The organism is Pseudomonas sp. CYM-20-01 (assembly GCF_023169845.1).
Lineage (GTDB): Bacteria > Pseudomonadota > Gammaproteobacteria > Pseudomonadales > Pseudomonadaceae > Aquipseudomonas > Aquipseudomonas azotoformans.
The window spans coordinates 2,534,340-2,558,339 of record NZ_AP025169.1; the positions used below are offsets into that span (position 1 = coordinate 2,534,340).

Consider the following 24,000-nt stretch of genomic DNA (forward strand, 5'->3'; position numbering starts at 1 on the left):
AAATGACCACCTCCCGGCTGGTGAGATTCACGGCCATCCTGCTGATGGGGCTGTTGCCCTGTGCAGCGATGGCCCTGGATGAGCCACATGCCCTGCGACTGCTCGGCCATTCCACCCTCGAACACCCAACAGTAGCGCTGGATGACAGCGACTGGCGGTGGTTGCGCGAGCGCCGCAGTTTGGTGATGGGGGTGTCGGCACCCGACTACGCACCGTTCGACCTGAGCAACGACAACGATTTTGAAGGCATCACGGCTGACTACACGTGGCTGATCAGCCTGATCTTGAATGTACCTATCGAGGTTCGGCGCTACGACACCCGTGATGAAGTGATCGAGGCGCTCAAGCTGGGCGAGGTGGATCTGGTAGGGTCAGCCAATGGTTATGAGGCGGCCGACAAGGCGTTGGTACTGTCGCGTTCCTACGCCAATGATCAACCGGTGCTGGTGACCCGCACGGGTGAAAGCCATTCCTTGAGCGTCGACCTGGCCGGCAAGCGCGTGGCGATGCTCTATCACTATATGCAACCCGACGCTGTGCAGGCCTTTTACCCCAAGGCGCAACTGTTGTTGTACGGTTCGACCCATCAGGCCATCGGTGCCGTGGCCTTCGGCCAGGCGGACGTCTACTTGGGCGATGCCATCAGCGCTCGCTATCTGATCAACAAGAACCACCTTAATAACGTGCGCATGGCAGACTTTTCCGCCCTCGAGGTCAACCCGTTCGGGTTCGCGTTTACGGCCGACAACCAGCGCCTGTTGACGATCGTCAATGCCGCGCTGGCTGCTATCCCGGCCAGCCAGCAGATGGAAATCCTGCGTCGTTGGAGTGCCGGCGGCAGTGGGTTCCTGGAGGCTGACCGATTGCGCTTGAGTGACAGCGAGCAGCGTTGGCTGGAGAAGCATCCCCGGGTGAGAGTGGCAGTACTGGATAAGTTCGTGCCGCTGTCATTTTTCAATGAACAAGGGCAGTTCGTGGGGTTGAGTGACGAGGTATTGTCGCGGATCAGCTTACGCACGGGCTTGAAGTTCGAAGTGGTGCAGGGCAGTTCGCTGCCTCGGCAAGTCGACGAGGTCAGCGCCGGCCAGATGGACATGTTGGCGGTGATCACGCCCAGTGTCGAGCGTTCCGAAAAGGTGCGCTTTACCCGACCCTACCTGTCCAATCCCTATGTGCTGGTGGTGCGCTCCGGCGACGAGCGTCTGCTGACCCTGGAGGACATGCCAGGCAAACGCCTGGCGTTCATTGGTGGCAACAGCCTCGCTGCGCAGATCGCCCGGGACTATCCAGGGATCGAGTTTGTCGACGTCGAGAACCCGGAGCAGGCCATGGAATGGGTGGCCAAGGGCAGTGCCGACGCGACAGTCATTTCGTTGATCAGCGCACGCTACATGATCACGCGCAACTATCGCGATCGGCTGCGTATCACCAGCACGGTGGGTACGGAACCGGCGCGGATTGCCTTCGGCGTCAACCGCAGCCAGTTGGAGTTGTATTCGATCCTTGAGAAGGCGTTGTTGAGTATTACGCCTGAAGAAATGGACGAACTGACCAACCATTGGCGCAGTGAAATCATTATTGAAGACAGCTACTGGGTCAGTCATCGCAACGTGATTATCCAAGGGTTTGGTCTGGCCGCGCTGTTGTTGCTGGTCACCCTGGGCTGGGTGTTTTACCTGCGCAACCTGATTCACAAGCGTGCCCAGGCCGAGCGCGCCCTGAGCGACCAGATGCGCTTTATGAGCGTGCTGATCGACGGCACGCCTCACCCGATTTATGTGCGCGATCGCCAGGGGCGTTTGATGGCGTGCAACAACGCGTACCTCGATGTGTTCGGCTTCAAGTTGGAGGACGTGATCGGCAAGACTGTTGTGGAGACCGATACGGGTAACCCGCCCCAGGCCCAGTCGTTCCATGCCGACTATCTGGACTTGATGGAGCGCGGTGAGCCGCAGATTCACGACCGGGTGCTGAAGGTGCCCGGTGGCGGTGTGCTGACGATTTACCAGTGGATGCTGCCGTACCGTGATAGCAACGGCAACGTGGTAGGCATGATTGCCGGCTGGGTGGACGTGAGTGAGCGCCAGCGCCTGTTGGGCCAGTTGCAGGAGGCCAAGGACGATGCGGATGCCGCCAACCGTGCCAAGACTACGTTCCTGGCGACGATGAGTCATGAGATCCGAACGCCGATGAACGCGGTGATCGGCATGATTGAACTGGCGCAGAAAAACGCCGAACAGGGGCATGTTGATCGAGATGCGCTGGAAGTGGCATCGATGGCTTCGCGCAGTTTGCTGGAGCTGATCGGCGATATCCTGGACATTGCGCGAATCGAAACCGGCCACCTGTCCCTGACCCTGGAGCCGGCCAACCTGCACGAGCTGTTGGCCTCTGTGGCGCGGGTGTTCGAAGGGCTGGCGCGGGATAAAGGGCTGTCGCTGCACGTAGAGCTCGACCCGATCATCGATCGACTGGTACTGATCGATCCATTGCGCTTCAAGCAAGTGGTGTCGAACCTGTTAGGCAATGCGATCAAATTTACTCACTCCGGCCAGATACGCCTGGGTGCCCAAGCCGCATCGGTGTTGGCCGGTGAACATTTGAACCTGCGGCTTTGCGTGGAAGATACGGGGATTGGCATCAGCGCCGAAGATCAGCAGCGTTTGTTCAACCCGTTCATCCAGGGCAGCAATAACGAGCAGTCGGCGCGCAGTGGTTCCGGCCTGGGGTTGGTGATCAGCCGTAACCTGTGCGAGATGATGGGCGGCCAACTGCACCTGAGCAGCGTGCTGGGCAAGGGGACGCGGGTGGATGTGACGCTGGCACTGGCGTTGACCACGGCAGCAGCGGTTTCCTCATCTGTCCCCTGTGCGCCTATCGCGCAGGCATTGAAACTTCTGGTGGTCGATGACTATCCGGCCAACCGCTTGCTTCTGGCTCGACAGTTGACCTTCCTGGGGCATCAGATCGTTACGGCCGAAGATGGCGCCGAAGGCTTTGCGTTGTGGCAGGCCGGGCATTTTGACGGGGTGATCACCGACAGCAATATGCCCGTGATGGACGGCTACACGTTGGCGCGTGATATTCGTGCGCAAGAACGTCAGCGCGGCCTGGTGCCCTGCCTTCTGCTGGGGTTCACCGCCAACGCCCAGCCGAAGGAGGTTGAGCGCTGCCGGCTGGCCGGCATGGACGGTTGCCTGTTCAAGCCCACTGGGCTTGACGATCTGCGTGCGGCCTTGGCGTCGCGCACGGCCAGCGCTGCAAGGGATGAAGCCAAAGCGCAATTTGATTTGAGCTCGCTGGTGATGCTGACCGGCGATGACACTGCCGTGCTCAACGAGTTGCTGGCACCCTTGCTCACGAGTCTTGCAGAGGACCTCCGAGTGCTGTCGACCCTGCGGGACGGGGCCGATTTCGGCAAGCTGCATGACCTGGCCCATCGTGTCAAAGGCGGCGCGCGCATGGTCAAGGCCCAGGCGCTGATCACCTGCTGCGACGCTTTGGAGGATGTGTGCGAAAGGCGCGATCGCGATGCAGTGGCTGCTGCGGTTGAGGCGTTGGACGCGGCTATCACTGGCTTGCATCACAGCCTAGGTCAGTACTGCAAGCAGCCTTGACCGAGGCAGGTATCCGTTCGGCGAATTTGGGAGAACTCCTACATGGAACGGGAACAAGCCTGATTTTGTCGTCGGCATATGTCTGGAGAATGGGCCTCGCTCACTGACGAGCACTGCCTGCCCAGGGGTTCGCCATGCCAAACAAAGCACTGACCATCCTGATTGCCGATGAGCAACACCTGCAACGCCTGTACATCGAAAAAATGCTCAACCAGTTGGGGTATCACCGGATTGTACCGGTGCAGACCTTCGAAGAGGTCCAACTGCTCACCGCGATTCCGGCACAGCCTTTCGATGTGCTGATCATCAACGCGGGGCTGGCGATCCACACCTGCGGTCCTCAACCCCAGGTGCATCATGTGCTGGTCTATGACCATCTGGATCTGGGCCTGTCTGCCGACGCAACGCCGGCAGTGCTGGTGCGCCTGCCCGGCGTGCCGGACAACGTCAACCTCGAACACTTCATGGACATCATCGACCCGCCTGCGGCCGCCACGGGCCTGCGCGTACTGCCGTGGCTGCGGGAGTTATCCCGCACGCCTGTGGCTGGGGTTTAGTCCCACTGGGGGGCGATACCCTTGGGGCTGGTGAGGCGATGGCCGCGTTCCAGCCCGGCCATCTGCGCCATGTCCGCAGGGCTCAAGGTCAGTTGCTGGGCCTTGAGGTTGCTTTCCAGGTTGGGGCGTTTGGTCGATGACGGGATGACTGCGTAACCCAGTTGCATCGCCCAGGCCAGTGTCACTTGCGCCGGGGTCGCCTGATGGCGCTCGGCGATTTGCTGGATCACCGGGTCCTTGAGCACTTCGCCGTAGGCCAGGGTCATGTAGGACGTGATCTGGATACCGTTGGCGGTGGCAAAATCCACGACCTTGCGGTTTTGCAGGTAGGGGTGCAACTCGATCTGGTTGGTGGCGATATTCTCCGCACCTACCGCCGCAATCGCTTGTTTCATCAGGTCGACGGTGAAGTTGGAAATGCCGATCCGGCGGGTCAGGCCCAGGCGCTTGGCCTCCAGCAACTGGCCCATGAATTCGGCGACAGGCACCTGGTCCTCCGGCGAGGGCCAGTGGATCAGGGTGAGGTCCAGGTAATCGGTTTTCAGTTTGCGCAGGCTCTCGCGCAGGCTCGGAATCAACTGGCCTTCGGCGAAGTTGGCGATCCAGATCTTGCTGGTGATGAACAGCTCATCGCGCGGTATGCCGCTGTCGGCAATGGCCTGGCCGACATCGGCTTCGTTCTCATAGATTTGCGCAGTGTCGATGACGCGGTAGCCCAGCTCGAGGCCAGTGCTGACGGAATCGATCACCACCTGGCCTTGCAGACGGAAGGTGCCGAGGCCAAAGGCCGGAACGTTTTGCGTAGCGATAGACATCAGTGACTCCTGAAGAGGGCTTGAACAATGGAGTCGAGTATCCGCTTGTCGTTCCTTCGGAAAAACCGTCGAATCCGAAAAGGACTCTTTACCGCAGATCACGAATCTACTGGGGCTGGATGGGTGTCGCCGGGTTATCGCGACTGATGTAGAGTCGTGCTGCCGACTCAACCCAAGGAAATCGCCGCATGACCCAGGAATCCCGTTTCTCCCGGATGGACCCGGAAGTGCGCAAGGCCAATCTGGTCCAGGCCACGCTCACCTGCCTCAAGCGTGATGGTTTCCAGGGCGCGTCGATTCGCAAGATCAGTGCCGAGGCCGGGGTGTCGGTGGGGCTGATCAGCCATCACTATTCGGGCAAGGACGAACTGGTGGCCGAGGCCTACCGCACCATCACCGACCAGGTCATGAGCCTGTTGCGCGCGACCATGGCCAAGGCGCCGCCGGACCCTCGGGAGCGCCTGTCGGCGTTGTTCCGGGGCTCGTTTTCCGCCGAATTGCTCGACCCGCACCTGCTGGATGCGTGGCTGGTGTTCTGGGGAGCGGTAAAGACCGCACCGGCGATCAACCTGGCGCACGAGCACTCCTACGGCGAGTACCGCACCATCATGCGCTCGGCCCTGACCGACATGGCCTGGGAGGAGGGCTGGAAGCACTTCGACGCCGACCTCGCCGCCATCGGCCTGAGCGCATTGCTCGATGGGTTGTGGCTGGAGTCGGGGCTCAACCCCGGCACGTTTACGCCCGAACAGGGCATCCAAATCTGCGAAGCCTGGGTGGATGGCCTGCAGGCTGGCGGTCGCCAGCGTTATCAGCTCAAACCCTGAGCCTGCTCCAGCCGCCTGAGCGCAAGGTTCAGGCAGGCGGTTTTCCCTTCTGAAAAAATTTGCAGTTTGCTGATTGCCTTCTTACTGAACACTTGTTTAGTATCGCCTCATGTCGCACCCCTCAGGCCAAATAAAACAATTCGAGGAAGCCATGACCGCCGATTCGCCCGTGCTCACTCATGTAGCAGCTGGTGTTGCCTGGATCACCCTCAACCGTAGCCCGCAGCGCAATGCCCTGGACATCCCCACCCTCAAGCACCTGCACGCCTTGCTCGATGCGTTCAACACTGACGCCGCTGTACGCGTGGTGGTATTGACCGGTAATGGACGAAGCTTCTGCGCCGGTGCCGACCTGGCCGAGTGGGCGGATGCCGAAGCTCGCGGCGCCCTCGAAACCTACGGCTGGACCGAAACCGCCCATGCGCTGATGACGCGCCTGCACACCCTCGATAAACCCACGATTGCCGCGATCAACGGCACCGCCGTCGGCGCGGGCATGGACCTGACCTTATGCTGCGACCTGCGCATAGCGGCCCAATCGGCGCGCTTCAAGGCCGGTTACACCAGCATGGCCTACTCGCCGGACGCGGGCGCCAGTTGGCACCTGCCGCGCCTGATTGGCATCGAAAAGGCCAAGCGCCTGCTGTTCCTCGATGAGCTGTGGGGTGCCGAGCGCGCCTTGGCGGCGGGCCTGGTCGGTGAAGTCGTCGCCGATGATCAGCTCAACGCCCACACCACCGAACTCGCCACACGCCTGGCCAACGGCCCGACGTTCGCCTTCACCCAGACCAAGATCCTGCTGCGTGAAGGCGCCGGGCGCAGTCTGCCCGAACAGTTGCAGGCCGAACGGGCGGCCGGCCTGTTGTGCGGGCGCAGTGCCGATGGCGCCGAGGCCTTGCGCGCGTCCATGGAAAAACGCCTGCCGACTTTTTGCGGCCAATAACCCCACTTCCTCCGAGCAGGTAGCGCCATGCATTTCCAACTCAGCCAAGAGCAAGACATGTTGGTGGACGCGGTACGCAGTTTTGTTGCCAAGGAATTGTTGCCCCATGAGGCGGCGGTGGACCGTGCCGATGAGGTCTCGCCCGAGCTGGCTGCGCAGATCCGTGACAAGGCCATCGCTGCCGGCTTCTATGCGTTCAACATGCCGGAGGAGGTGGGTGGCGGTGGCCTGGACTACCTGTCCCAGGCCCTGATCGAGCGGGAGTTGTCCAAGGTCTCGTGGGCGCTGCATGTGTTTGTCGCGCGGCCGTCCAAGATTCTTATGGCGTGCACGGGAGCACAGATTGGCGACTACCTGCTGCCGTGTGTGCAGGGCAAGAAAATCGACTGTTTCGCGCTGACCGAACCCGGCGCGGGTTCCGACGCCAATGCCATCAAGACCCGCGCTGTGCGCCGGGGTGATGACTTCTTGATCAACGGCAGCAAGCACTTCATCAGCCACGCCGGGCACGCTGATTTCGCCATCGTGTTTGCGGTCACCGATACCTACGAACACAACGGCCGGCAGCGCAACGCCGTGACGTCGTTCCTGGTGGATCGTGGCACGCCCGGCATGACCATCCGTCGCGGCCCCAAGTGCGTGAGCAACCGGGGTTATCACACCTATGAAATGTTCTTCGACGACTGCCGCGTCCCCGCTTCCAAGGTACTGGGCGAAGTGGGCAAGGGCTGGGACGTGGCCAACGCCTGGCTCACCGCCGGCCGTGTGATGGTGGCCGCCAACTGCGTCGGCCAGGCCCAACGTGCGTTGGATGTGTCGCTGCAATGGGCGGCGGACCGCAAGCAGTTCGGCCAGCCCATCGGTACCTACCAAGGCGTGAGCTTCAAGCTGGCGGACATGGCCACACAGATCCGCGCAGCAGAACTGCTGACCCTGCACACCGCCTGGAAGATGGACCAGGGCAGCATGACCGATGGCGAGGCCGGGATGGCCAAGCTGTTTGCTAGTGAAACGCTGGGCAAGGTCGCCGACGAGGCGGTGCAGATTTTCGGCGGCATGGGCTTGATGGATGAGGGGCCGGTTGAGCGCATCTGGCGTAACGCGCGGATCGAGCGGATCTGGGAAGGCACCTCGGAAATCCAGCGCCATATCATCGCCCGTGAACTGTTGCGGCCACTGTTGCGTTGATGGCGCGGAGAACGCTTATGTCCCAGGCTAATCGCGACAACCTCAAGCGCCTGTTGGCGCCCCGGCATCTGGCTTTCGTCGGCGGCCGCAGCATGGCCCGTGCGCTCAAGCGTTGCGCCGAGGGTGGTTTTACCGGGCCGATGTGGCTGGTCAACCCGCGGCATGACAGCCTCGATGGCATCCCCTGCGTACGTCGCGTGGCGGATTTACCCTGCGGGCCGGACGCGGTGTTCATCGCCACCAACCGCGAACTTACACTGACTTGCGTCGCCGAACTCGGGGCTATCGGTACCGGCGGCGCCATTTGCTACGCCTCAGGGTTTGCCGAGACCGGGGCCGATGGCGCCGTTCTGCAACAGCAGTTACTAGACGCAGCGGGTGAGATGGCCTTGCTTGGCCCCAACTGCTACGGCCTGCTGGACTACCTGCACAACGCTGCGCTGTGGCCGGTGGCCCATGGCGGCAAGACGGTGGAGAAGGGCGTGGCAGTGCTGACCCAGAGCGGCAACTTCGCCTACAACCTGTCGATGAGCGACCGTTCGCTGCCGGTGGCCTACATGGCATCAGTGGGTAACCAGGCGCAATTGGGTATTGCCGAATTGATCGAGGTGCTGCTCGATGAACCACGCGTCACCGCCATCGGCCTGCACCTGGAAGGGTTGAAGAATGTGCCGGGGTTTGCCCGTGCCGCCCACAAAGCCCTGGAAAAAGGCATTCCGATCATCGCGCTGAAAACCGGCGTGTCGCAGATCGGCGCCGAGCTGGCGTTGAGTCACACCAGTTCGCTGTCCGGCTCCGATGTGCTGTACGACAGCCTGTTTGCACGCTTGGGCGTGATCCGCGTGAGCGGGCCGGTGAGTTTTGTTGAAACCCTGAAGGCTGCGGCATGCGGCAACCTTCCTGCGGGTAACCGCCTGATCGCGCTGGCCTGTTCCGGTGGCGATGCGGGGCTGATTGCCGACTATGCCGAGCGCAACCATCTGGCCTTGCCAGTGCTCGATGCCGGCCAGCGCCGTGAATTGGCGCAGGTGCTGCCCAGCTACGCCAACCTGGTCAACCCGCTGGATTTCACTACGGCCATCTGGGGCAACCGTAAGGCCCTCGACGCCATGCTCGACAGCGCCCTGCGCACCGAAGCCGATGCCGCGCTTTTGGTGTTGGATTACCCGGCCGAGTCCACGGGTGAGCGCAAGGAGTGCGACCTGCTGCTGGAGTTGTTCTGCAACGCGCTGGGCCGGCATGGCAAGACCGGGTTTGTCACCTCGGCCTTTCCCGAATTGCTGCCGGCCCATGCCCGCGAGCGCCTGCATGCCCATGGCATCGCGGCGCTGCAAGGTGTGGAAGACGCGCTGGCGGCGTGGGGGCGGATTGCCGGCTACCAGAGCAATCGCCGTGTGCTGCTGGAGCGCGGCGAATCAATCCTCGAGCCGCTGTGCCCGAAGGCTCTGCAAGGCAGCGGCGAGGCCCTCGACGAGTGGGCTTCGAAACAAGCCTTGCGCGCGTTCGGCCTGACCACGCCAACCGGGATATTGAGTACCCCGGCCCGGGCGATCAGCGATGCCCAAGTGCTGGGCTATCCCCTGGTGCTCAAAGCGGTCAGCGCGCAGTTGCCGCATAAAACCGAAGCCGGTGCGGTGGTGCTGAACCTGCAAAACGGCATGGCGCTGAGCACTGCACTTGAGCAGATGCGCGAGCACATCGGCGCTTATGCGCCCCATGTCGTGTTCGATCAACTGCTGCTGGAGGCCATGGCTGCGCCGCCGTTGGCAGAGTTGATCGTGGGCATCAAGCGCGAAAACGAGTTTGGCCTGGCACTGGTCATCGGTGCCGGCGGCATCCTGGTGGAGTTGCTCAAGGACAGCCGCAGCCTGCTGTTGCCCACCACTGATAGTGCCATCCGCAATGCCTTGCTCAGCCTGCGCAGCGCCCCGTTGCTGCAAGGTTTTCGCGGCCGTGACGCGGCGGATATGCAGGCATTGGTCGCGGCCATTCGGGCGGTGGCCGACTACGCCTGCGCCAACGCCGGGCAGTTACTGGAGCTGGATGTGAACCCATTGTTGGTCAGTGCCCAGGGCGCTATGGCGGTCGACGCATTGATACGTCTAGGAGATGAGCATGCACGATAACGCGATGACCGGCGGCCAGGCCCTGGTGCGGTTGCTGGCCAATTATGGGGTGGACACCGTGTTCGGCATTCCCGGTGTGCATACACTGGAGCTGTATCGCGGCCTGCCCGCCAGCGGTATCCGCCATGTGCTCACGCGCCACGAGCAAGGCGCCGGTTTCATGGCCGACGGGTATGCGCGGGTCAGCGGCAAGCCGGGGGTGTGCTTTGTGATCACTGGGCCCGGTGTGACCAATGCCGCCACCGCGATCGGCCAGGCGTATGCCGACTCGATTCCGCTGCTGGTGATCTCCAGCGTCAACAGCACCGCCAGCCTTGGCAAGGGCTGGGGCAGCCTGCACGAAACCCAGGACCAGCGGGCGATCACCGCACCGATCACCGCATTTTCGGCTGTCGCACTCAGTGCCGAGGATCTGCCTGAACTGATCGCTCGCGCCTACGCAGTGTTCGACAGCGAGCGACCCCGCCCGGTGCACATCTCGGTGCCGCTGGACGTGTTGGCGGCGCCGATCAAGCGCGACTGGAGCGATGAAGTGGTGCGCCGCGCCGGTCGCGGCGTGCCGTCTGCGCAAGCCTTGGATCATGCGGTGGCCAAGCTCGCAGCAGCCCAGCGGCCCATGATTATCGCCGGGGGCGGTGCACTGGCGGCAGGCGAGGCGTTGCAGCGTTTGAGCACGCAGTTGGCTGCGCCGTTTTTCACCAGCGTGGCCGGCAAAGGGTTGCTGCCGCTCGATCATCCGTTGAATGCCGGTGCCACCCTGTGCGTCGAGCCCGGCTGGCAACTGATCAGCGAGGCCGATGTGGTGCTGGCGGTGGGCACGGAAATGGCTGACACCGACTATTGGCGCGAGCGCCTGCCCCTCAACGCCGAGCTGCTGCGGGTGGATATCGACCCGCGTAAATTCAATGATTTCTACCCCTGTGCCGTGGCGCTGCGCGGCGATGCCAACCAGACGGTGCTGGCGTTGCTGGAGCGTTTGCCAACCGTGTCAGCTGACGCGGAAATGGCAGCCAAGCGTGTGGCGGCATTGCTCCAGGCCGTTGAGCGGGGACACGGCCCGTTGCAGTCCACCCACCAAGCGATTCTTGACAGCATCGAAGCCGAACTGCCCGCCAATGCGTTCATCAGCAGCGACATGACCCAACTGGCCTACACCGGCAACTACACCTACCGCAGCCGCGCACCGCGCAGCTGGCTGCACCCCACCGGCTACGGCACCTTGGGTTACGGCCTGCCGGCGGGCATCGGTGCCAAGCTCGGTGCACCGCAACGGCCGGGCCTGGTGCTGGTTGGCGACGGTGGGTTTCTCTACACCGCCCAGGAACTGGCCACCGCTGTGGAGGAATTGGACAGCCCGCTGGTGGTGCTGTTGTGGAACAACGACGCACTTGGCCAGATCCGCGATGACATGCTCGACCTCGACATCGAACCCATCGGTGTGCTGCCGCGCAACCCAGACTTTGCGCTGTTCGCCCAGGCGTTCGGCTGCACCGTGAACCAGCCCCACAACCTGGATGAATTGCAGACGGACCTGCGCAACGCTTTCCAGCGCAATGGCGTGACCCTGATCGAGCTGAAACAGGCCTGCGCTGTTTGAGGAACTCCCATGAAGGTTTTGATTGTTCACGCCCATCCCGAACCGCAGTCGTTCACCGCGGCCCTACGTGATCAAGCGGTCGCCACGCTGCAAGGCCAGGGGCACAGCGTCAAGGTCAGTGATTTGTACGCCATGCAGTGGAACCCGGTGGCGTCGGCGGCGGATTTCTCCACGCGGGAAAACCCCGATTACCTGGTGTATGCCCTGGAGCAACGCCTGGGGGTGAAGAAACAGTCGATAGCGGCGGATATTCAGGCTGAGTTGGACAAGCTGCTGTGGGCCGATCTGTTGATCCTCAACTTTCCGATCTTCTGGTTCTCGGCACCGGCCATGCTCAAAGGTTGGATTGACCGCGTGCTGGTGTCGGGCGTGTGTTACGGCGGCAAGCGCTTTTACGATCAGGGCGGGCTGGCCGGTAAGCGGGCGCTGGTCACCGTGACCCTGGGCGGGCGCGCGCATATGTTCGGCGAGGGCGCGATTCATGGGCCGCTGGAGGACATGTTGCGACCGATCCTGCGCGGCACGCTGGCGTATGTGGGCTATGAGGTACTGGCGCCGTTTGTGGCGTGGCATGTGCCGTATATCAGTGCCGAGGCACGGCAGGATTTCCTGGTGGAGTATGAGCGGCGGCTGCAAGGGCTGGCGGATGAACAGCCCTTGGTGTTTCCGAAACTTGAGCAATTTGATGAGGCGCTGTACCCGCTGTAGCAGCGCCCTGGTCGGTCAGCCTCGTGCGCGCAAACGCTCGGCGGCGCTACGCAACAACTGCTCGGTGCCGTCCCAGCCCAGGCAGCCATCGGTCACCGACACGCCGTACTTCATCGATGCGCTCAACGGCTGGCAGCCTTCGAACAAGTGGCTTTCGAGCATCATGCCGATCAGCGACGTGTCGCCCTGCAAGCGCTGCTCCAGCACGTCGTTGAATACCGCCGGCTGACGCAGTGGGTCCTTGCCGCTGTTGGCATGGCTGCAATCGACCATGATCCGCGGCGCCACCTTGGACTTGGCCAGGTCGTGTTTCACCTGCGCCACGCTTTGCGCATCGTAGTTCGGCCCACGGTGACCGCCACGCAGTACCAGATGGGTGTCGGGGTTGCCCGGGGTCTGGATGATCGCCGGGTGGCCCTGGCTGTCGACGCCGAAGTGACGGTGCGGGTGGGACGCCGAGCGCATCGCGTCGCAGGCAATCGCCACGCCGCCGTCGGTGCCGTTCTTGAAGCCGACGGGCATGCCCAGGCCGCTGGCCATTTCGCGGTGGATCTGCGATTCGGTGGTGCGCGCGCCAATCGCGACCCAGCTGAGCAGGTCATCGAAGTAGCCGGCCGCCATCGGTTGCAGCAGCTCGGTGGCGACCGGCAGGCCCAGGCGCAGCATTTCGCGCATCAGTTCGCGGGACAGGTTGAGGCCGGCGGCCATGTCGTCGCTACCGTCCAGGTGCGGGTCGTAGGCCAGGCCTTTCCAGCCGATGGTGGTGCGCGGTTTTTCGACGTAGGCGCGGATCACCAGCAGCATCTGGTCGCTGACGTCGAGTGCGAGCTTCCTCAGGTTGCGGGCGTATTCCATGGCCGACTCCGGGTCGTGGATCGAGCACGGGCCGACGATCACCAGCAAACGTGAATCCTGACCATTGAGGATGGCGCGCACGGCGTGGCGATGGGCGTGGACTTGTTCAGTGAGGAACGGGCTGAGCGGCAGCTTGAGCTTTAAATCAAGCGCGCTGGGCAAGCGCTGGGTCAGGGCTTCATTGGCGCTGGTCAGGGCAGAAACGGGCAGGGCGGCGGTGGCAGAGTTCATATTCAAGGCTTCCTGGGCAAGCGGCGGGCTGTTCCCGCGCGCCTGGCCCTACTGGGGTGTTCGACAATGGGCCGTATTGGCTGTGTGTGTTGGCTTGCCACCCATAGGTGACCGATCGGAGGCGGCAGGCTGTCCCGAGCGGAGCTGGCTAAATCGCCATGCGGTGGAAGTGTCGTAGCGGTAATAGGTGGCGTAGTTCATGTCGTGTGTCCTTTAAGTGTTCGTCAAAAATAGTGGGGCCTGAAAAACAAAACCCCCGGTCGGGGAGCCGACCGGGGGTTTGGATTTCTCTGGTAGGCGACCCCTTGAGTAGTGGGCGCCGATTTCAGGTATCAGGCGCGCCAGTGGCTAAACCAATACCCAAAATAAAAGCTGGCCAGTGCGCTCGAACCCTTCACACGGGTAGCCGATACCGAGCGCGGGGCGCTGGCAGCAGGGCAAACCTGAGGGGTGGTGAGTTGCAACATGGTGTGTCTCCAAATGATGGGGGGAGCTTACTAGAGGGATGCAGGAGGATTCAATCAGTAATTTCTATTGCGCGGGGGGACTGACTGCTATCGACCGAGATATGCTTGCAACACCTTGGATGATTGCTTGGACGCGACCATGACTGCCCTGACCCTTGCTGCTGCTCAATCAGTTTCCATCGCGGGCGACGTGCCGGCCAATATCGAGCGGCACTTGGCCCTCATGCACGCGGCGGCCGAACATGGCGTGCACGTGCTGGTGTTTCCGGAACTCTCGTTGACCGGCTATGAGCCGTCACTGGCGGCCGAATTGGCGATTGTTCCCGAGGACGCGATGCTGGCGCCGCTGCGCGAAATGGCACGGGAGTTGGGCTTGACCGCGGTGGTCGGCATGCCGATCCGCCTGGCACCTGGGGCAGGAGTGTTGATCGCTGCGCTGGTGTTGGGGGCCGACGGTTCTCTTGCGGTGTACACCAAGCAGCATCTGCATCCTGGCGAAGAAGCGGCGTTTGTCCCGGGGCAGGGTGGTGCGGCGCTCGACATTGGCGATGACCGCATTGCGTTGGCGGTGTGCGCGGATTTCTCCCATGCCAGTCACCCGCGCCAGGCGGCTGAGGCGGGCGCTACTGTCTACGCCGCCGGTGTGTTGATCAGCGAAGGCGGCTATGCAACAGACAGCGCGTTGCTCCAGGGCTATGCGGCCGAACATCGCCTGTTGGTGTTGATGGCCAACCACGGCGGGCCATCGGGTGGCTATGTGTGTGCCGGTCGCAGCGCCATTTGGGCCGCCGATGGCCGTTTACTGGCCGCCGCTCCGGGCCTGGGTGAGGCGTTGGTGATCGCCCGCCGCGAGGGTGCTGCGTGGGCTGGTCAAGTGGTCGCGCTGTAAATGGCGTTTCACCTGCGCGCCGCGACGGATCAGGACTTGCCGTTCGCCCGAACCCTGACCTTCGAGGCCATGAGTCGCTATTACCTGCAATACGACCTGGTGTGGTCCAACGATGGCTTTGATGTCGCCTGGGCGGGCCGCGAAAACTGGCTGATCTGCAACGACGAGGTCGTGCTGGGTTTTATCAGCCTGAGCCGCGACAGCCGGGCGCTCTACATCCGTGAGTTGCATATGCTTGCGGCGTGCCGCAGGCAGGGCGCGGGCAGTTGGGTATTGCAGCAGATGGCGCTCAAGGCCCGGGCGTTGGGGCTGCTGCGTCTGACCGTGTTCAAGACCAACCCGGCCCGCAGGCTCTATCAGCGCATGGGATTTAGCATTGTCGGTGAGGAAGACTGCTTCTGGCGCATGGAACGTATCTGTCCATCCAGTTAAACCATGCGCTCAATCCTAATAAGCGCATACTGGTTTCAGGAGACGACTTCCTGATTGTTGTTTTGGCCATCAGCCTCAGAAAGGATGACCCCTTCTTTCATGCCCAAAAGGACCGCTACCTTATGGGCTTCTCCACGCCGTCCCTTTTTGCGCCCCGCGAGTACTTGATAGGTGGTTGCCGGATCAACGCCATGTTCTCGGGCGAACGCTTGAACTGACTTTCCTTGATGTTCCAGCCAAGCCTTGGCTTGTGCGGCAGTGCGGATTCCGGGCATAGTTCAAAACCGTTCAAGTTTGTTTAACAAAGAGATGAGTGTGTCACCTCTTGGGGTGTGCCAAATAGGATCATACATCCAAATGAGTGGAATCGGTTCGCGTTTGAGGCAAGAAAGGGAGCGACTTGGGCTGTCGCAAAAAGTGTTTGGTGAAATTGGAGGCGTTGAAGCCAACGCACAAGGTAAATACGAAAGTGGAGGGCGGGCGCCTAAAGCAGACTACTTGTCCCGTGTCGCCGAAAAAGGTGTGGACGTGTTGTACGTATTGACCGGTATTGCCACCCCCATTCAACTGGATAACCTGAGCCAGATTGAAGAAAAGGTACTGGGAGACTACCGCGCGATGTTCAAGGAAGACCAGGCTGCGATCCGCCGCTTGACGTCTACCCTGGCCGAACATTCAGCTTCGCTGAATGGAAAACCCAAGCCGCAGCCCCAGGATTCCTGACCTGCCGCCCAACAAACAGAGCCGTTCACCCTAGGGTGGACGGCGTCTGTGTGTTCAAACTCTATATATATGACGCTTGCAGCTAGGTCTGCGCCTTGGTTTTTTGCTAAGGTGTTCAGCAACCTATAAGACCATATCGCGAGGTGTCTGCTTGATTAGGGTGCTAGTAGTCGATGACCATGATCTCGTTCGTACAGGCATTACACGAATGCTGGCTGACATCGATGGCCTGCAAGTAGTCGGTCAGGCCGAGTCCGGGGAAGAGTCCCTGATCAAGGCCCGGGAGTTGAAACCCGATGTGGTGTTGATGGACGTCAAGATGCCCGGTATCGGCGGTCTTGGCGCCACGACCAAGTTGTTGCGCAGCCACCCGGACATCAAGGTCGTGGTGGTGACCGTGTGTGAAGAAGACCCGTTTCCGACGCGCCTGTTGCAAGCCGGCGCGGCCGGTTACCTGACCAAGGGCGCAGGCCTCGCCGAGATGGTGCAAGCCATTCGCCTGGTGTTTGCCGGGCAGCGTTACATCAGCCCGCAGATCGCCCAGCAACTGGCCATTAAATCCTTCCAGCCCACCAGCGACTCGCCGTTCGATGCGCTGTCGGAGCGGGAGATCCAGATCGCCTTGATGATCGTCGGCTGCCAGAAGGTGCAGACGATCTCCGACAAGCTGTGCCTGTCGCCCAAGACCGTCAACACCTACCGTTATCGCATTTTCGAGAAGCTCGCCATCAGCAGTGATGTTGAATTGACCCTGCTCGCGGTGCGCCACGGCATGGTGGACGCCAGCGCCTGACATGACCACACCGTTTGATCCCAGTGCCTTCCTCTCGACCTGCAGTGGCCGCCCCGGCGTGTACCGCATGTTCGACAGCGAGGCGCGCCTGCTGTATGTCGGCAAAGCCAAGAACCTGAAGAACCGCCTGGCGAGCTACTTTCGCAAGAGCGGTCTCGCGCCGAAAACCGCCGCGCTGGTGGCGCGCATCGCCCAGGTCGAAACCACCATCACCGCCAATGAAACCGAAGCACTGCTGCTTGAGCAGACGCTGATCAAGGAATGGCGGCCGCCTTACAACATCCTGCTGCGCGATGATAAGTCCTACCCCTACGTGTTTTTATCCGACGGCAACTTCCCACGCCTGAGCATTCACCGCGGTGCGAAGAAGCAGAAGGGCAAGTATTTCGGGCCCTATCCCAGCGCCGGCGCGATCCGCGAAAGCCTGAGCCTGCTGCAAAAGACCTTTTTTGTGCGCCAGTGCGAAGACAGCTTCTACAAGAACCGCACCCGGCCGTGCCTGCAATACCAGATCAAGCGCTGCAAGGCGCCCTGCGTGGGCCTGGTGGAGCCGGCCGAGTATGCCGAGGATGTGCGCCACTCGGTGATGTTCCTCGAAGGGCGCAGCAATGCCCTCACCGACGAACTTTCCGGCGCCATGGAGCAGGCCGCCAGTACCCTGGACTTTGAAAAGGCCGCCGAACTGCGCGACCAGATTTCCCTGCTGCGCCGCGTGCAGGACCAGCAGAGCATGGAAGGCGGTACCGGTGACGTCGATGTGATCGCCGCCTTCGTCAACCCGGGCGGCGCCTGTGTGCACCTGATCAGCGTGCGCGGCGGACGGGTACTGGGCAGCAAGAACTTCTTCCCGCAGACCGGTATCGACGAGGACGTGGCCGAGGTCATGGCGGCGTTCCTGGGCCAGTACTACGTGAGCAGCCCGGAGCGCGACCTGCCGTCGGAGCTCATCGTCAACGTGGTGCACGAAGACTTCCCCACGCTGATCGAGGCGATCCACGAACTGCGCGGCCGCGAGCTGGACATCAGCCACCGCGTACGCGGCACGCGAGCTCGTTGGCAGCAACTGGCCGTGACCAATGCCGAACAGGCCCTGGGCGCGCGCCTGGCCAATCGACAGCACGTCGCCGCACGCTTCGACGCCCTGGCCGAAGTCCTCAACCTGGACGAACCGCCGCAGCGCCTGGAGTGTTACGACATCAGCCACTCCAGCGGCGAAGCCACCGTGGCGTCCTGTGTGGTGTTCGGGCCGGAAGGGCCGATCAAATCCGACTATCGGCGCTACAACATCGAAGGCGTCACCGCCGGCGATGACTACGCAGCCATGCACCAGGCCCTGACCCGACGTTTCAGCAAGTTGAAGGACGGCGAGGGCAAGCTGCCGGATATCCTCCTGGTGGACGGTGGCAAGGGCCAGCTGTCCATGGCCCGCGATGTACTCAACGAACTGGCGGTGCCCGACCTGATCCTGCTCGGCGTGGCCAAGGGCGCCACGCGCAAGGCGGGTTTCGAGACGTTGTACTTGAATGATGCCGCCCATGAGTTCACCTTGAAGGGCGACTCACCGGCGCTGCACCTGATCCAGCAGATCCGCGACGAAGCCCACCGTTTCGCCATTACCGGCCACCGCGCTCGTCGTGGCAAAACCCGACGAACCTCAACCCTGGAAGGGGTGGCGGGCGTCGGGCCGACACGGCGACGCGACTTGCTTAAACATTTTGGTGGCTTGCAGGAGCTATCCCGTGCCAGCATTGACGAAATAGCCAAAGCTCCCGGTATCAGTAAAAAGCTCGCTGAGTTGATTTATGCGAATCTGCACAGCGAATAGAATGCCTTTCCACCTCGTAGCCAGTTGTGCCGATGAATATCCCTAATCTGATCACCGTTCTACGCGTCCTGCTTATTCCTATTTTCATCCTGTTGTTTTATTTGCCGTACGAATGGAGTTATGCGGCCTCCAGTTCGGTATTCGCCTTCGCGGCCGCCACCGACTGGCTCGACGGCTACCTGGCCCGTCGCCTGGAACAGAGCACGCCGTTCGGCGCGTTCCTCGACCCGGTGGCCGACAAACTCATGGTGGCCGTCGCCCTGGTCCTGCTGGTGCAGGAACACGGCAACCTGTGGCTGACCCTGCCGGCCGCCGTGATCATCGGCCGCGAAATCGTGGTTTCCGCCCTGCGCGAATGGATGGCCGAAATCGGCGCCCGCGCCCACGTCGCCGTCTCCAACATGGGCAAATGGAAAACCGCCGCGCAGATGCTCGCGCTGGTGATCCTGCTGGCCAACCCGTCGGACTTCTCCTTCTGGGTGTTGACCGGCTACGCCTTGCTGCTCATCGCCGCCGGCCTGACCTTGTGGTCGATGCTCCAGTATCTGCGCGCTGCCTGGCCGCATCTGCGCACCACCGTTGAAAAGAAATAAAACATTTTCGAATCAAGGGGTTGACCGGTTCTGATAATTCTATAGAATGCGCATCACCAAGACGCGGGAATAGCTCAGTTGGTAGAGCACGACCTTGCCAAGGTCGGGGTCGCGAGTTCGAGTCTCGTTTCCCGCTCCAAACACAAAAAAAGCCACTCTAACGAGTGGCTTTTTTTTGCCTGCTGTTCCGTCCAGAATCGTGTCCGCCATTCGACCAGTCTCGATTGGCGATTGTTCGCGCAGCCCAACGGTCAACGCCTGAAAGCCTGCCTTTTGACCATCGAGACAATCAATAGCGCCGGCAGCAGCAGCGCCAATGCAACCCAGGGAATAGCGCTCGCCCCTCGGCTTCCCAGGAGAACACCGCCGATCACACCGCTGCCCGCAAATGCCAGGTTAAACACGGTGACCAGCATTGATTGCGCAATGTCAGCGCCGTCTCCGGCAACTTCAGCCAAGGCGGTTTGCAATAAGGTTGGCGCGCCGCCGAAGCTCATCCCCCACAAGACGATGCTGATGTAGATCGCACTGGCGGGCAGGTCACCCAGCCCAAGGGCAAACGACACCAGGGTGAATGCTGTCAGGCTGAGCAGTACCAGGCTGCGAAGCCTGCCATCAATCAGCGTGCCGATCACCCATAGGCCGAACAAGGCCGCAATACCGAATGCAAAGAGGCCCCGATCAACCTGATCGGCCAGGCCAACCGAAGCCAGGAACGCTGCAATATAGGTATAGAGCGTGTAATGGGCCAGGATCCAGAGTATGACCACCGCCAGCACCGGCCGCACCCCCGGGGTTTGCAGGACCCTGCGCAGCGGCAGGCGTCGATCGGCGCGTTGTCCGGGAAAGTCAGGCACTTTCAGATAGATCCAGGCCATCAGCAAAAGGCTGAGTCCTGAGAGCGTCCCGAACACGCATCGCCATCCCAGCAATTTGCCGAGCCAGGCACCCAGCGGTACCCCCAGGGCCAGTGCCAAAGGGATGCCGAGCATGGCCAGCGCCATGGCGCGACCTTGCAATTGTGGGGCGACCAAGCGTCTGGCGTAGCCGGCCAGCAGGCTCCAGGCCAGACCGGTGGCAATGCCCACCATGAAGCGCGCCGCCAGCGTCAATGCAAACCAGGGCGACAGGGCGGTGACCGCATTGCAGGCGCAAAACACCGCGACCGCCAGTAATAGCAACAAGCGCCGAGGCCAACCCTGCAACGCGAGCGTCAAAGGAATAGCCGCCAACCCTGAGCCCAGTGCGCATAGCGTCACCATCTGGCCGGCCCACGCTTGCGACACACCCAATGCCTCGGCGATCTGTGGCAAAAGTCCTGCGGGTACCGTTTCGTTGGCGGTGGCGATAAAGCTACCCATTGTCAGCGCCAACAGGGCCGCCAGTGGCAGACGCCCGGTGGTGAGATGTTCGAGAGTGTTCGATGTCGTGAAAGAGCCATTTTCAACATGTGATTTGCCAGTCATGACCTGTGCTCAGTGGGAAGGGAGGGACAAGTGTGATGAATTGCCACAGATTTGATAATTGGCCTACCATTTGATGATCTATCAAATTTGAATTGAATATGACCACTGACCGATTGGGTGATATGCGTTTGTTTGTCGAGGCGGCGGCACTCGGCAGCCTGTCTGCCGCAGGACGCAAACTGGCACTGTCGCCAGCTGCGGCCAGCGCGCGCCTCATCAAGCTTGAGGCGGCGCTGCGCACCAAATTGTTTGATCGCACAACCCGTCAGTTGCGCCTCACGGAAGAAGGTCGGTTTTACTTGCAGCAGTGCTGGGTCGCATTGCGGGCTATCGATGAGGCGGAATCGGGGCTTCAAGCCAGTCAAACTGAAGTGCGTGGCAAGGTGCGGATATCCGCGTCTGCCGACTTTGGCCGCAATCTTTTGAATGACTGGCTTGAGGCATTCAGTGTGTTGCACCCGGAACTGTGCGTCGCGCTGACGTTGTCGGATTCGGTGTCGAATCTGGTGCAGGACGATATTGATCTGGCAATCCGGTTTGGGCAGCCACATGAAAGCTCGATGATCGCCAGGCAGTTAGCGCCCAACTGGCGAGTACTGTGCGCTTCGCCTGACTACCTGGCGCGATACGGTGTACCCCAGACCCCTGCTGACCTGGTTAACCACAAGTTCATCGTGCTGGTGACTGGCGCAGGGCCATTGAACACCTTTCACTTTGTGGTGGACGGTCAGGCATGGAACCACACCGTGCCCATGAGCCAGGCATGGGAGACCAACGATGGCGCACTCGCGCGCGCATGGGCGTTGGCCGGGCATGGCATTGCACGTAAGACCATCTGGGATGCGGCAGCCGATATCCGTGCTGGACGATTGAAAGTCCTGTTGCCTGACTTTTGTGTCCCGGAGGCCGGCGTCTACGCGGTATTACATGGCAACCGTTACCGGGTTCCCCGCGTGCGGGTCTTGCTGGATTTCCTTATGGAGCAGTTCGATCGCACAACCGATGAGCTGTTGTCAGGCCTTGAAGTGCCTGATGCCAGGCGGTCGTAAGCCACGTCATACCAGATAGGCGCGTGGTCGCTCAGTCCTGGGTTTTCCTGGCGCGGGACTTCTTCTGCGCAGGTTGCGCGTGGCCCTCATCGAGCGCATCGCCCCCCAGGCTGCGGGTCAGCTGTACGGCAGCGCTCTGAAACAGTGGGTGCAACGTCTGTGCCTGTTCGGCGGTCAGTCGGCTCGCGGGGCCGGAGAGTACCAGCGCGCCAATCAGGTTTTCCCCCGGGCCGAAAATCGGCAGTGCCATCGAGGAAGCGTGCGGGTCCGTGGCGCCCACGGAGTAAATCGGTTTCATCATTTTCGCCGCCAGGGAGTACGGCGTTCTCAACGCTTCGGCGCCGGCGGCGCCGTCCATGGGGCGCGTATCACCGGGTTGCAGGTGCAGGCGCAAGTGGTGAGGTGAGTTCACGCGATAGAGGCACATTCGGTAAGCGCCATGCCTGACATAAAAGGATGCCGTTTCTCCGGTTTCCTGGGTCAGCGTGTGAAGCAATGGGGTGATATGCCGTTCCAGGTCGAGCCCGTCCTGGTAGACGGTATTCAAGCGCATGATCTCCGTGGCCAGTTGATAGCGGCCGTCGGCCAGGCGGCTGATCAGGCCGTAATTTTCCAGGGAAACCATCAAGCGCATGATGGTGCTTTTGATCAGCCCGGTTCGGTCGGCGAGTTCAGCCAGCTCCAGGGCGGTGTCGCCCATCTTGAACGCGGTGAGCACGGTCAGCACCCGATCGGCCGAAGCAACCCCGGTGACTGCCGGGCGCGGGCGAATTTTTACCATGGGGTGGCTCCTTGTGAGGGTGGGCGTGGGCTGTGCGTGAGCAGGGTGCAAAATACTGCCATTGGCGCGCGGGGGCAATGCGCGTGAAGGATTGGCCGCGCGCGCTAAATAAAACGCTGCTGACGGGGCGGGGCCCGGCAGCAGCAAGGGTGCAGCCTATAGGGGAGATCAGCCCGCGTTGGCTTCCTTGTTGAACTCCACGGGATCACTCGATTTGTTCAGGTGCTTGCGTCCGATCAACAACACCATGAGTGCACCCAGCGCGCACAGTGCCGCGAGCGGCAGCAAGGCCAGCGCATGGCTGCCCGTGGCATGCTGGATCGTGCCGTAGACATTCACCATGAGGCCGCCGCCGATCAGGTTGGCCATCGCACCCACTGCCGCCAGGCCTGCCGCTGCGGTGGAGGACGACAGCCAGGTCGACACCAGGGCCCAGAACGGTCCCTTCATCGAGTAAGCACCGATCAGCACCATGGACATCATCAGCACGGTTGCCACCAGTGAAGAGGTCATCAGCGCCAGCAACAGGCCGGCCGTGATCAACAACAGGGTGGTCGCGGTGTGCCAGCGGCGTTCACCGGTCTTGTCGGAGCTGCGGCCCCACAGGATCATCAGGATCGACGCCAGGCCGTACGGAATGGCATTGACCAGGCCGATTTCCAGGTTATTCAAGCCAAAGGTCTTGAGCAATTGCGGTGCCCAGACACTCATGGTGCTGCCTGCCGCCGAGGCGCCGGAATAGATCAGCGCCAATACCCAGATGTGTTTGTGGCGCAGCAGCTTCCACAACGAGATATGCCCGATGGCGGTCTTGCGGCCGCGTTCTTCGGCCAGTCGGTTGGTCAGCCAGCCACGTTGCTCGTCACTCAGCCATTTGGCTTGCTCGGGGCGATCGGTCAATACGAACAGGCAGGCGATACCCAGCAACACTGCGGGAATGCCTTCGATGATGAACAACCAGTGCCAGCCGCGCATGCCAAACCAGCCGTCCAGGCTCAGCAGAAGGCCGGACAGCGGCGAGCCAATGAAGTTGGCGCCGGGAATGGCAACCATGAAGATCGCAACCATGCGTCCACGGTAGGCGGCCGGCAACCAGTAGGTGAGGTAAAGCAGTACGCCAGGAAAAAAGCCGGCCTCCGCGGCGCCCAGCAGGAAGCGCATCACATAGAGCGAGTTGGCGCCCTGCACGAATGCAGTGCCTGCCGAAATCAGCCCCCAGGTAATCATGATGCGAGCAATCCAGACCCTTGCACCGAAGCGCTGCAAGGCCAGGTTGCTCGGCACTTCGACCAGGAAGTAAGAGACAAAGAACAGGCTGCTGGCAAAGCCGAAGATCGCCGGTGTCAGGCCCAGGTCCTGGTTCATCTGCAAGGAAGCCATGCCGATATTGCCGCGGTCGATGATCGCCAGCAGGTAGCAGAGGATCAGGAACGGCAGCAGCCGCCACGCCACCTTGCGCATGGTTGAGCGCTCAACGGCGCTGATTTCGGTAGAGCTGGTAGACATGACTCTCTCCCA

21 protein-coding genes and 1 tRNA gene are annotated in these 24,000 nt (G+C 61.6%); 16 read left to right on the top strand and 6 right to left on the bottom strand.

The window, feature by feature from the left end:
• Positions 1–2 precede the first annotated feature (2 nt).
• Positions 3–3,617 carry a transporter substrate-binding domain-containing protein gene (locus M2497_RS11585; RefSeq protein ID WP_248487579.1) on the top strand — a complete coding sequence of 1,205 codons (3,615 nt, stop codon included), beginning with the start codon at positions 3–5 and terminating at the stop codon, positions 3,615–3,617.
• A 134-nt stretch (positions 3,618–3,751) separates the two neighbouring features.
• Positions 3,752–4,174 carry a chemotaxis protein CheY gene (locus M2497_RS11590; RefSeq protein WP_092249752.1) on the top strand — a complete coding sequence of 141 codons (423 nt, stop codon included), beginning with the start codon at positions 3,752–3,754 and terminating at the stop codon, positions 4,172–4,174.
• Here the strand turns inward: M2497_RS11590 and dkgB are convergent.
• The gene (gene dkgB / locus M2497_RS11595; RefSeq protein WP_248487581.1) at positions 4,171–4,989 is read right to left on the bottom strand and encodes a 2,5-didehydrogluconate reductase DkgB; all 819 of its coding nucleotides are present in this window, start codon (positions 4,987–4,989) and stop codon (positions 4,171–4,173) included. The genes M2497_RS11590 and dkgB overlap by 4 nt on opposite strands.
• Positions 4,990–5,177: 188 nt before the next feature.
• On the opposite strand from dkgB, the gene M2497_RS11600 reads away from it, so the two are divergent.
• The 6 genes from M2497_RS11600 to M2497_RS11625 all read left to right on the top strand — a co-directional run bounded on the left by M2497_RS11600 (position 5,178) and on the right by M2497_RS11625 (position 12,378).
• Positions 5,178–5,816, top strand: coding sequence for a TetR family transcriptional regulator C-terminal domain-containing protein (locus tag M2497_RS11600; protein WP_248487583.1), 639 nt, complete (start codon positions 5,178–5,180; stop codon positions 5,814–5,816).
• Positions 5,817–5,967: 151 nt separating this feature from the next.
• On the top strand, positions 5,968–6,759 hold the full coding sequence (locus M2497_RS11605) for an enoyl-CoA hydratase-related protein (RefSeq protein ID WP_248487585.1): 792 nt from the start codon (positions 5,968–5,970) through the stop codon (positions 6,757–6,759).
• Positions 6,760–6,786: 27 nt separating this feature from the next.
• Positions 6,787–7,947: an acyl-CoA dehydrogenase family protein gene (locus M2497_RS11610; RefSeq protein WP_248487587.1), complete on the top strand. Its 1,161-nt coding sequence runs from the start codon at positions 6,787–6,789 to the stop codon at positions 7,945–7,947.
• Between the two features lie 17 nt (positions 7,948–7,964).
• Positions 7,965–10,073: an acetate--CoA ligase family protein gene (locus M2497_RS11615; RefSeq protein WP_248487589.1), complete on the top strand. Its 2,109-nt coding sequence runs from the start codon at positions 7,965–7,967 to the stop codon at positions 10,071–10,073.
• The gene (locus tag M2497_RS11620; protein ID WP_248487591.1) at positions 10,063–11,670 is read left to right on the top strand and encodes a 5-guanidino-2-oxopentanoate decarboxylase; all 1,608 of its coding nucleotides are present in this window, start codon (positions 10,063–10,065) and stop codon (positions 11,668–11,670) included. The genes M2497_RS11615 and M2497_RS11620 overlap by 11 nt, the downstream gene beginning before the upstream one ends.
• 9 nt (positions 11,671–11,679) lie before the next feature.
• Positions 11,680–12,378 (top strand): NAD(P)H-dependent oxidoreductase, encoded by a 699-nt coding sequence (locus M2497_RS11625; protein ID WP_248487593.1) that lies wholly within the window; start codon positions 11,680–11,682, stop codon positions 12,376–12,378.
• Between the two features lie 15 nt (positions 12,379–12,393).
• Here M2497_RS11625 and M2497_RS11630 read toward each other — a convergent pair whose 3' ends face one another.
• Positions 12,394–13,464, bottom strand: coding sequence for a 3-deoxy-7-phosphoheptulonate synthase (locus tag M2497_RS11630; protein ID WP_248487595.1), 1,071 nt, complete (start codon positions 13,462–13,464; stop codon positions 12,394–12,396).
• A 606-nt stretch (positions 13,465–14,070) separates the two neighbouring features.
• Between M2497_RS11630 and M2497_RS11635 the strand changes: the two genes are divergently transcribed.
• Together M2497_RS11635 and M2497_RS11640 are read left to right on the top strand one after the other, a co-directional pair.
• On the top strand, positions 14,071–14,820 hold the full coding sequence (locus tag M2497_RS11635) for a carbon-nitrogen hydrolase family protein (protein WP_248487597.1): 750 nt from the start codon (positions 14,071–14,073) through the stop codon (positions 14,818–14,820).
• A complete protein-coding gene (locus M2497_RS11640) occupies positions 14,821–15,252 on the top strand; it encodes a GNAT family N-acetyltransferase (protein ID WP_248487599.1) in 432 nt (143 codons plus the stop codon).
• A gap of 35 nt (positions 15,253–15,287) precedes the next feature.
• Here the strand turns inward: M2497_RS11640 and M2497_RS11645 are convergent, their stop codons facing one another.
• The gene (locus tag M2497_RS11645) at positions 15,288–15,527 is read right to left on the bottom strand and encodes a DNA-binding protein (protein WP_248487600.1); all 240 of its coding nucleotides are present in this window, start codon (positions 15,525–15,527) and stop codon (positions 15,288–15,290) included.
• A gap of 82 nt (positions 15,528–15,609) precedes the next feature.
• On the opposite strand from M2497_RS11645, the gene M2497_RS11650 reads away from it, so the two are divergent.
• From M2497_RS11650 to M2497_RS11670, 5 genes are all read left to right on the top strand, one after another.
• Positions 15,610–15,975 carry a helix-turn-helix transcriptional regulator gene (locus tag M2497_RS11650; protein WP_058427132.1) on the top strand — a complete coding sequence of 122 codons (366 nt, stop codon included), beginning with the start codon at positions 15,610–15,612 and terminating at the stop codon, positions 15,973–15,975.
• Positions 15,976–16,126: 151 nt separating this feature from the next.
• Positions 16,127–16,768 (top strand): UvrY/SirA/GacA family response regulator transcription factor, encoded by a 642-nt coding sequence (gene uvrY, locus M2497_RS11655; protein WP_003190387.1) that lies wholly within the window; start codon positions 16,127–16,129, stop codon positions 16,766–16,768.
• A 1-nt stretch (position 16,769) separates the two neighbouring features.
• On the top strand, positions 16,770–18,593 hold the full coding sequence (uvrC, locus tag M2497_RS11660; protein WP_248487603.1) for an excinuclease ABC subunit UvrC: 1,824 nt from the start codon (positions 16,770–16,772) through the stop codon (positions 18,591–18,593).
• Between the two features lie 32 nt (positions 18,594–18,625).
• The gene (gene pgsA, locus M2497_RS11665) at positions 18,626–19,186 is read left to right on the top strand and encodes a CDP-diacylglycerol--glycerol-3-phosphate 3-phosphatidyltransferase (RefSeq protein ID WP_003232771.1); all 561 of its coding nucleotides are present in this window, start codon (positions 18,626–18,628) and stop codon (positions 19,184–19,186) included.
• A gap of 63 nt (positions 19,187–19,249) precedes the next feature.
• A tRNA-Gly gene (locus M2497_RS11670) sits at positions 19,250–19,325 on the top strand.
• Positions 19,326–19,437: 112 nt separating this feature from the next.
• Here M2497_RS11670 and M2497_RS11675 read toward each other — a convergent pair.
• Positions 19,438–20,652 carry an MFS transporter gene (locus M2497_RS11675; protein WP_248487604.1) on the bottom strand — a complete coding sequence of 405 codons (1,215 nt, stop codon included), beginning with the start codon at positions 20,650–20,652 and terminating at the stop codon, positions 19,438–19,440.
• 98 nt (positions 20,653–20,750) lie between these two features.
• Between M2497_RS11675 and M2497_RS11680 the strand changes: the two genes are divergently transcribed.
• Positions 20,751–21,701, top strand: a complete 951-nt coding sequence (locus M2497_RS11680; protein WP_248487606.1) for a LysR family transcriptional regulator — start codon at positions 20,751–20,753, stop codon at positions 21,699–21,701.
• Positions 21,702–21,732: 31 nt separating this feature from the next.
• Here the strand turns inward: M2497_RS11680 and M2497_RS11685 are convergent, their stop codons facing one another.
• Both M2497_RS11685 and M2497_RS11690 read right to left on the bottom strand, forming a co-directional pair.
• Positions 21,733–22,482: a helix-turn-helix domain-containing protein gene (locus M2497_RS11685; protein ID WP_248487608.1), complete on the bottom strand. Its 750-nt coding sequence runs from the start codon at positions 22,480–22,482 to the stop codon at positions 21,733–21,735.
• A gap of 168 nt (positions 22,483–22,650) precedes the next feature.
• Positions 22,651–23,988 (bottom strand): MFS transporter, encoded by a 1,338-nt coding sequence (locus M2497_RS11690; protein ID WP_248487610.1) that lies wholly within the window; start codon positions 23,986–23,988, stop codon positions 22,651–22,653.
• Positions 23,989–24,000: the final 12 nt, after the last annotated feature.

Excerpts from the sequence above, each read along its gene's own strand:
- M2497_RS11585 (WP_248487579.1), top strand. The coding sequence starts at position 3 with ATGACCACCTCCCGGCTGGTGAGATTCACGGCCATCCTGCTGATGGGG.
- M2497_RS11590 (WP_092249752.1), top strand. The coding sequence starts at position 3,752 with ATGCCAAACAAAGCACTGACCATCCTGATTGCCGATGAGCAACACCTG.
- dkgB (WP_248487581.1), bottom strand. The coding sequence starts at position 4,989 with ATGTCTATCGCTACGCAAAACGTTCCGGCCTTTGGCCTCGGCACCTTC.
- M2497_RS11600 (WP_248487583.1), top strand. The coding sequence starts at position 5,178 with ATGACCCAGGAATCCCGTTTCTCCCGGATGGACCCGGAAGTGCGCAAG.
- M2497_RS11605 (WP_248487585.1), top strand. The coding sequence starts at position 5,968 with ATGACCGCCGATTCGCCCGTGCTCACTCATGTAGCAGCTGGTGTTGCC.
- M2497_RS11610 (WP_248487587.1), top strand. The coding sequence starts at position 6,787 with ATGCATTTCCAACTCAGCCAAGAGCAAGACATGTTGGTGGACGCGGTA.
- M2497_RS11615 (WP_248487589.1), top strand. The coding sequence starts at position 7,965 with ATGTCCCAGGCTAATCGCGACAACCTCAAGCGCCTGTTGGCGCCCCGG.
- M2497_RS11620 (WP_248487591.1), top strand. The coding sequence starts at position 10,063 with ATGCACGATAACGCGATGACCGGCGGCCAGGCCCTGGTGCGGTTGCTG.
- M2497_RS11625 (WP_248487593.1), top strand. The coding sequence starts at position 11,680 with ATGAAGGTTTTGATTGTTCACGCCCATCCCGAACCGCAGTCGTTCACC.
- M2497_RS11630 (WP_248487595.1), bottom strand. The coding sequence starts at position 13,464 with ATGAACTCTGCCACCGCCGCCCTGCCCGTTTCTGCCCTGACCAGCGCC.
- M2497_RS11635 (WP_248487597.1), top strand. The coding sequence starts at position 14,071 with ATGACTGCCCTGACCCTTGCTGCTGCTCAATCAGTTTCCATCGCGGGC.
- M2497_RS11640 (WP_248487599.1), top strand. The coding sequence starts at position 14,821 with ATGGCGTTTCACCTGCGCGCCGCGACGGATCAGGACTTGCCGTTCGCC.
- M2497_RS11645 (WP_248487600.1), bottom strand. The coding sequence starts at position 15,527 with ATGCCCGGAATCCGCACTGCCGCACAAGCCAAGGCTTGGCTGGAACAT.
- M2497_RS11650 (WP_058427132.1), top strand. The coding sequence starts at position 15,610 with ATGAGTGGAATCGGTTCGCGTTTGAGGCAAGAAAGGGAGCGACTTGGG.
- uvrC (WP_248487603.1), top strand. The coding sequence starts at position 16,770 with ATGACCACACCGTTTGATCCCAGTGCCTTCCTCTCGACCTGCAGTGGC.
- pgsA (WP_003232771.1), top strand. The coding sequence starts at position 18,626 with ATGAATATCCCTAATCTGATCACCGTTCTACGCGTCCTGCTTATTCCT.
- M2497_RS11675 (WP_248487604.1), bottom strand. The coding sequence starts at position 20,652 with ATGACTGGCAAATCACATGTTGAAAATGGCTCTTTCACGACATCGAAC.
- M2497_RS11680 (WP_248487606.1), top strand. The coding sequence starts at position 20,751 with ATGACCACTGACCGATTGGGTGATATGCGTTTGTTTGTCGAGGCGGCG.
- M2497_RS11685 (WP_248487608.1), bottom strand. The coding sequence starts at position 22,482 with ATGGTAAAAATTCGCCCGCGCCCGGCAGTCACCGGGGTTGCTTCGGCC.
- M2497_RS11690 (WP_248487610.1), bottom strand. The coding sequence starts at position 23,988 with ATGTCTACCAGCTCTACCGAAATCAGCGCCGTTGAGCGCTCAACCATG.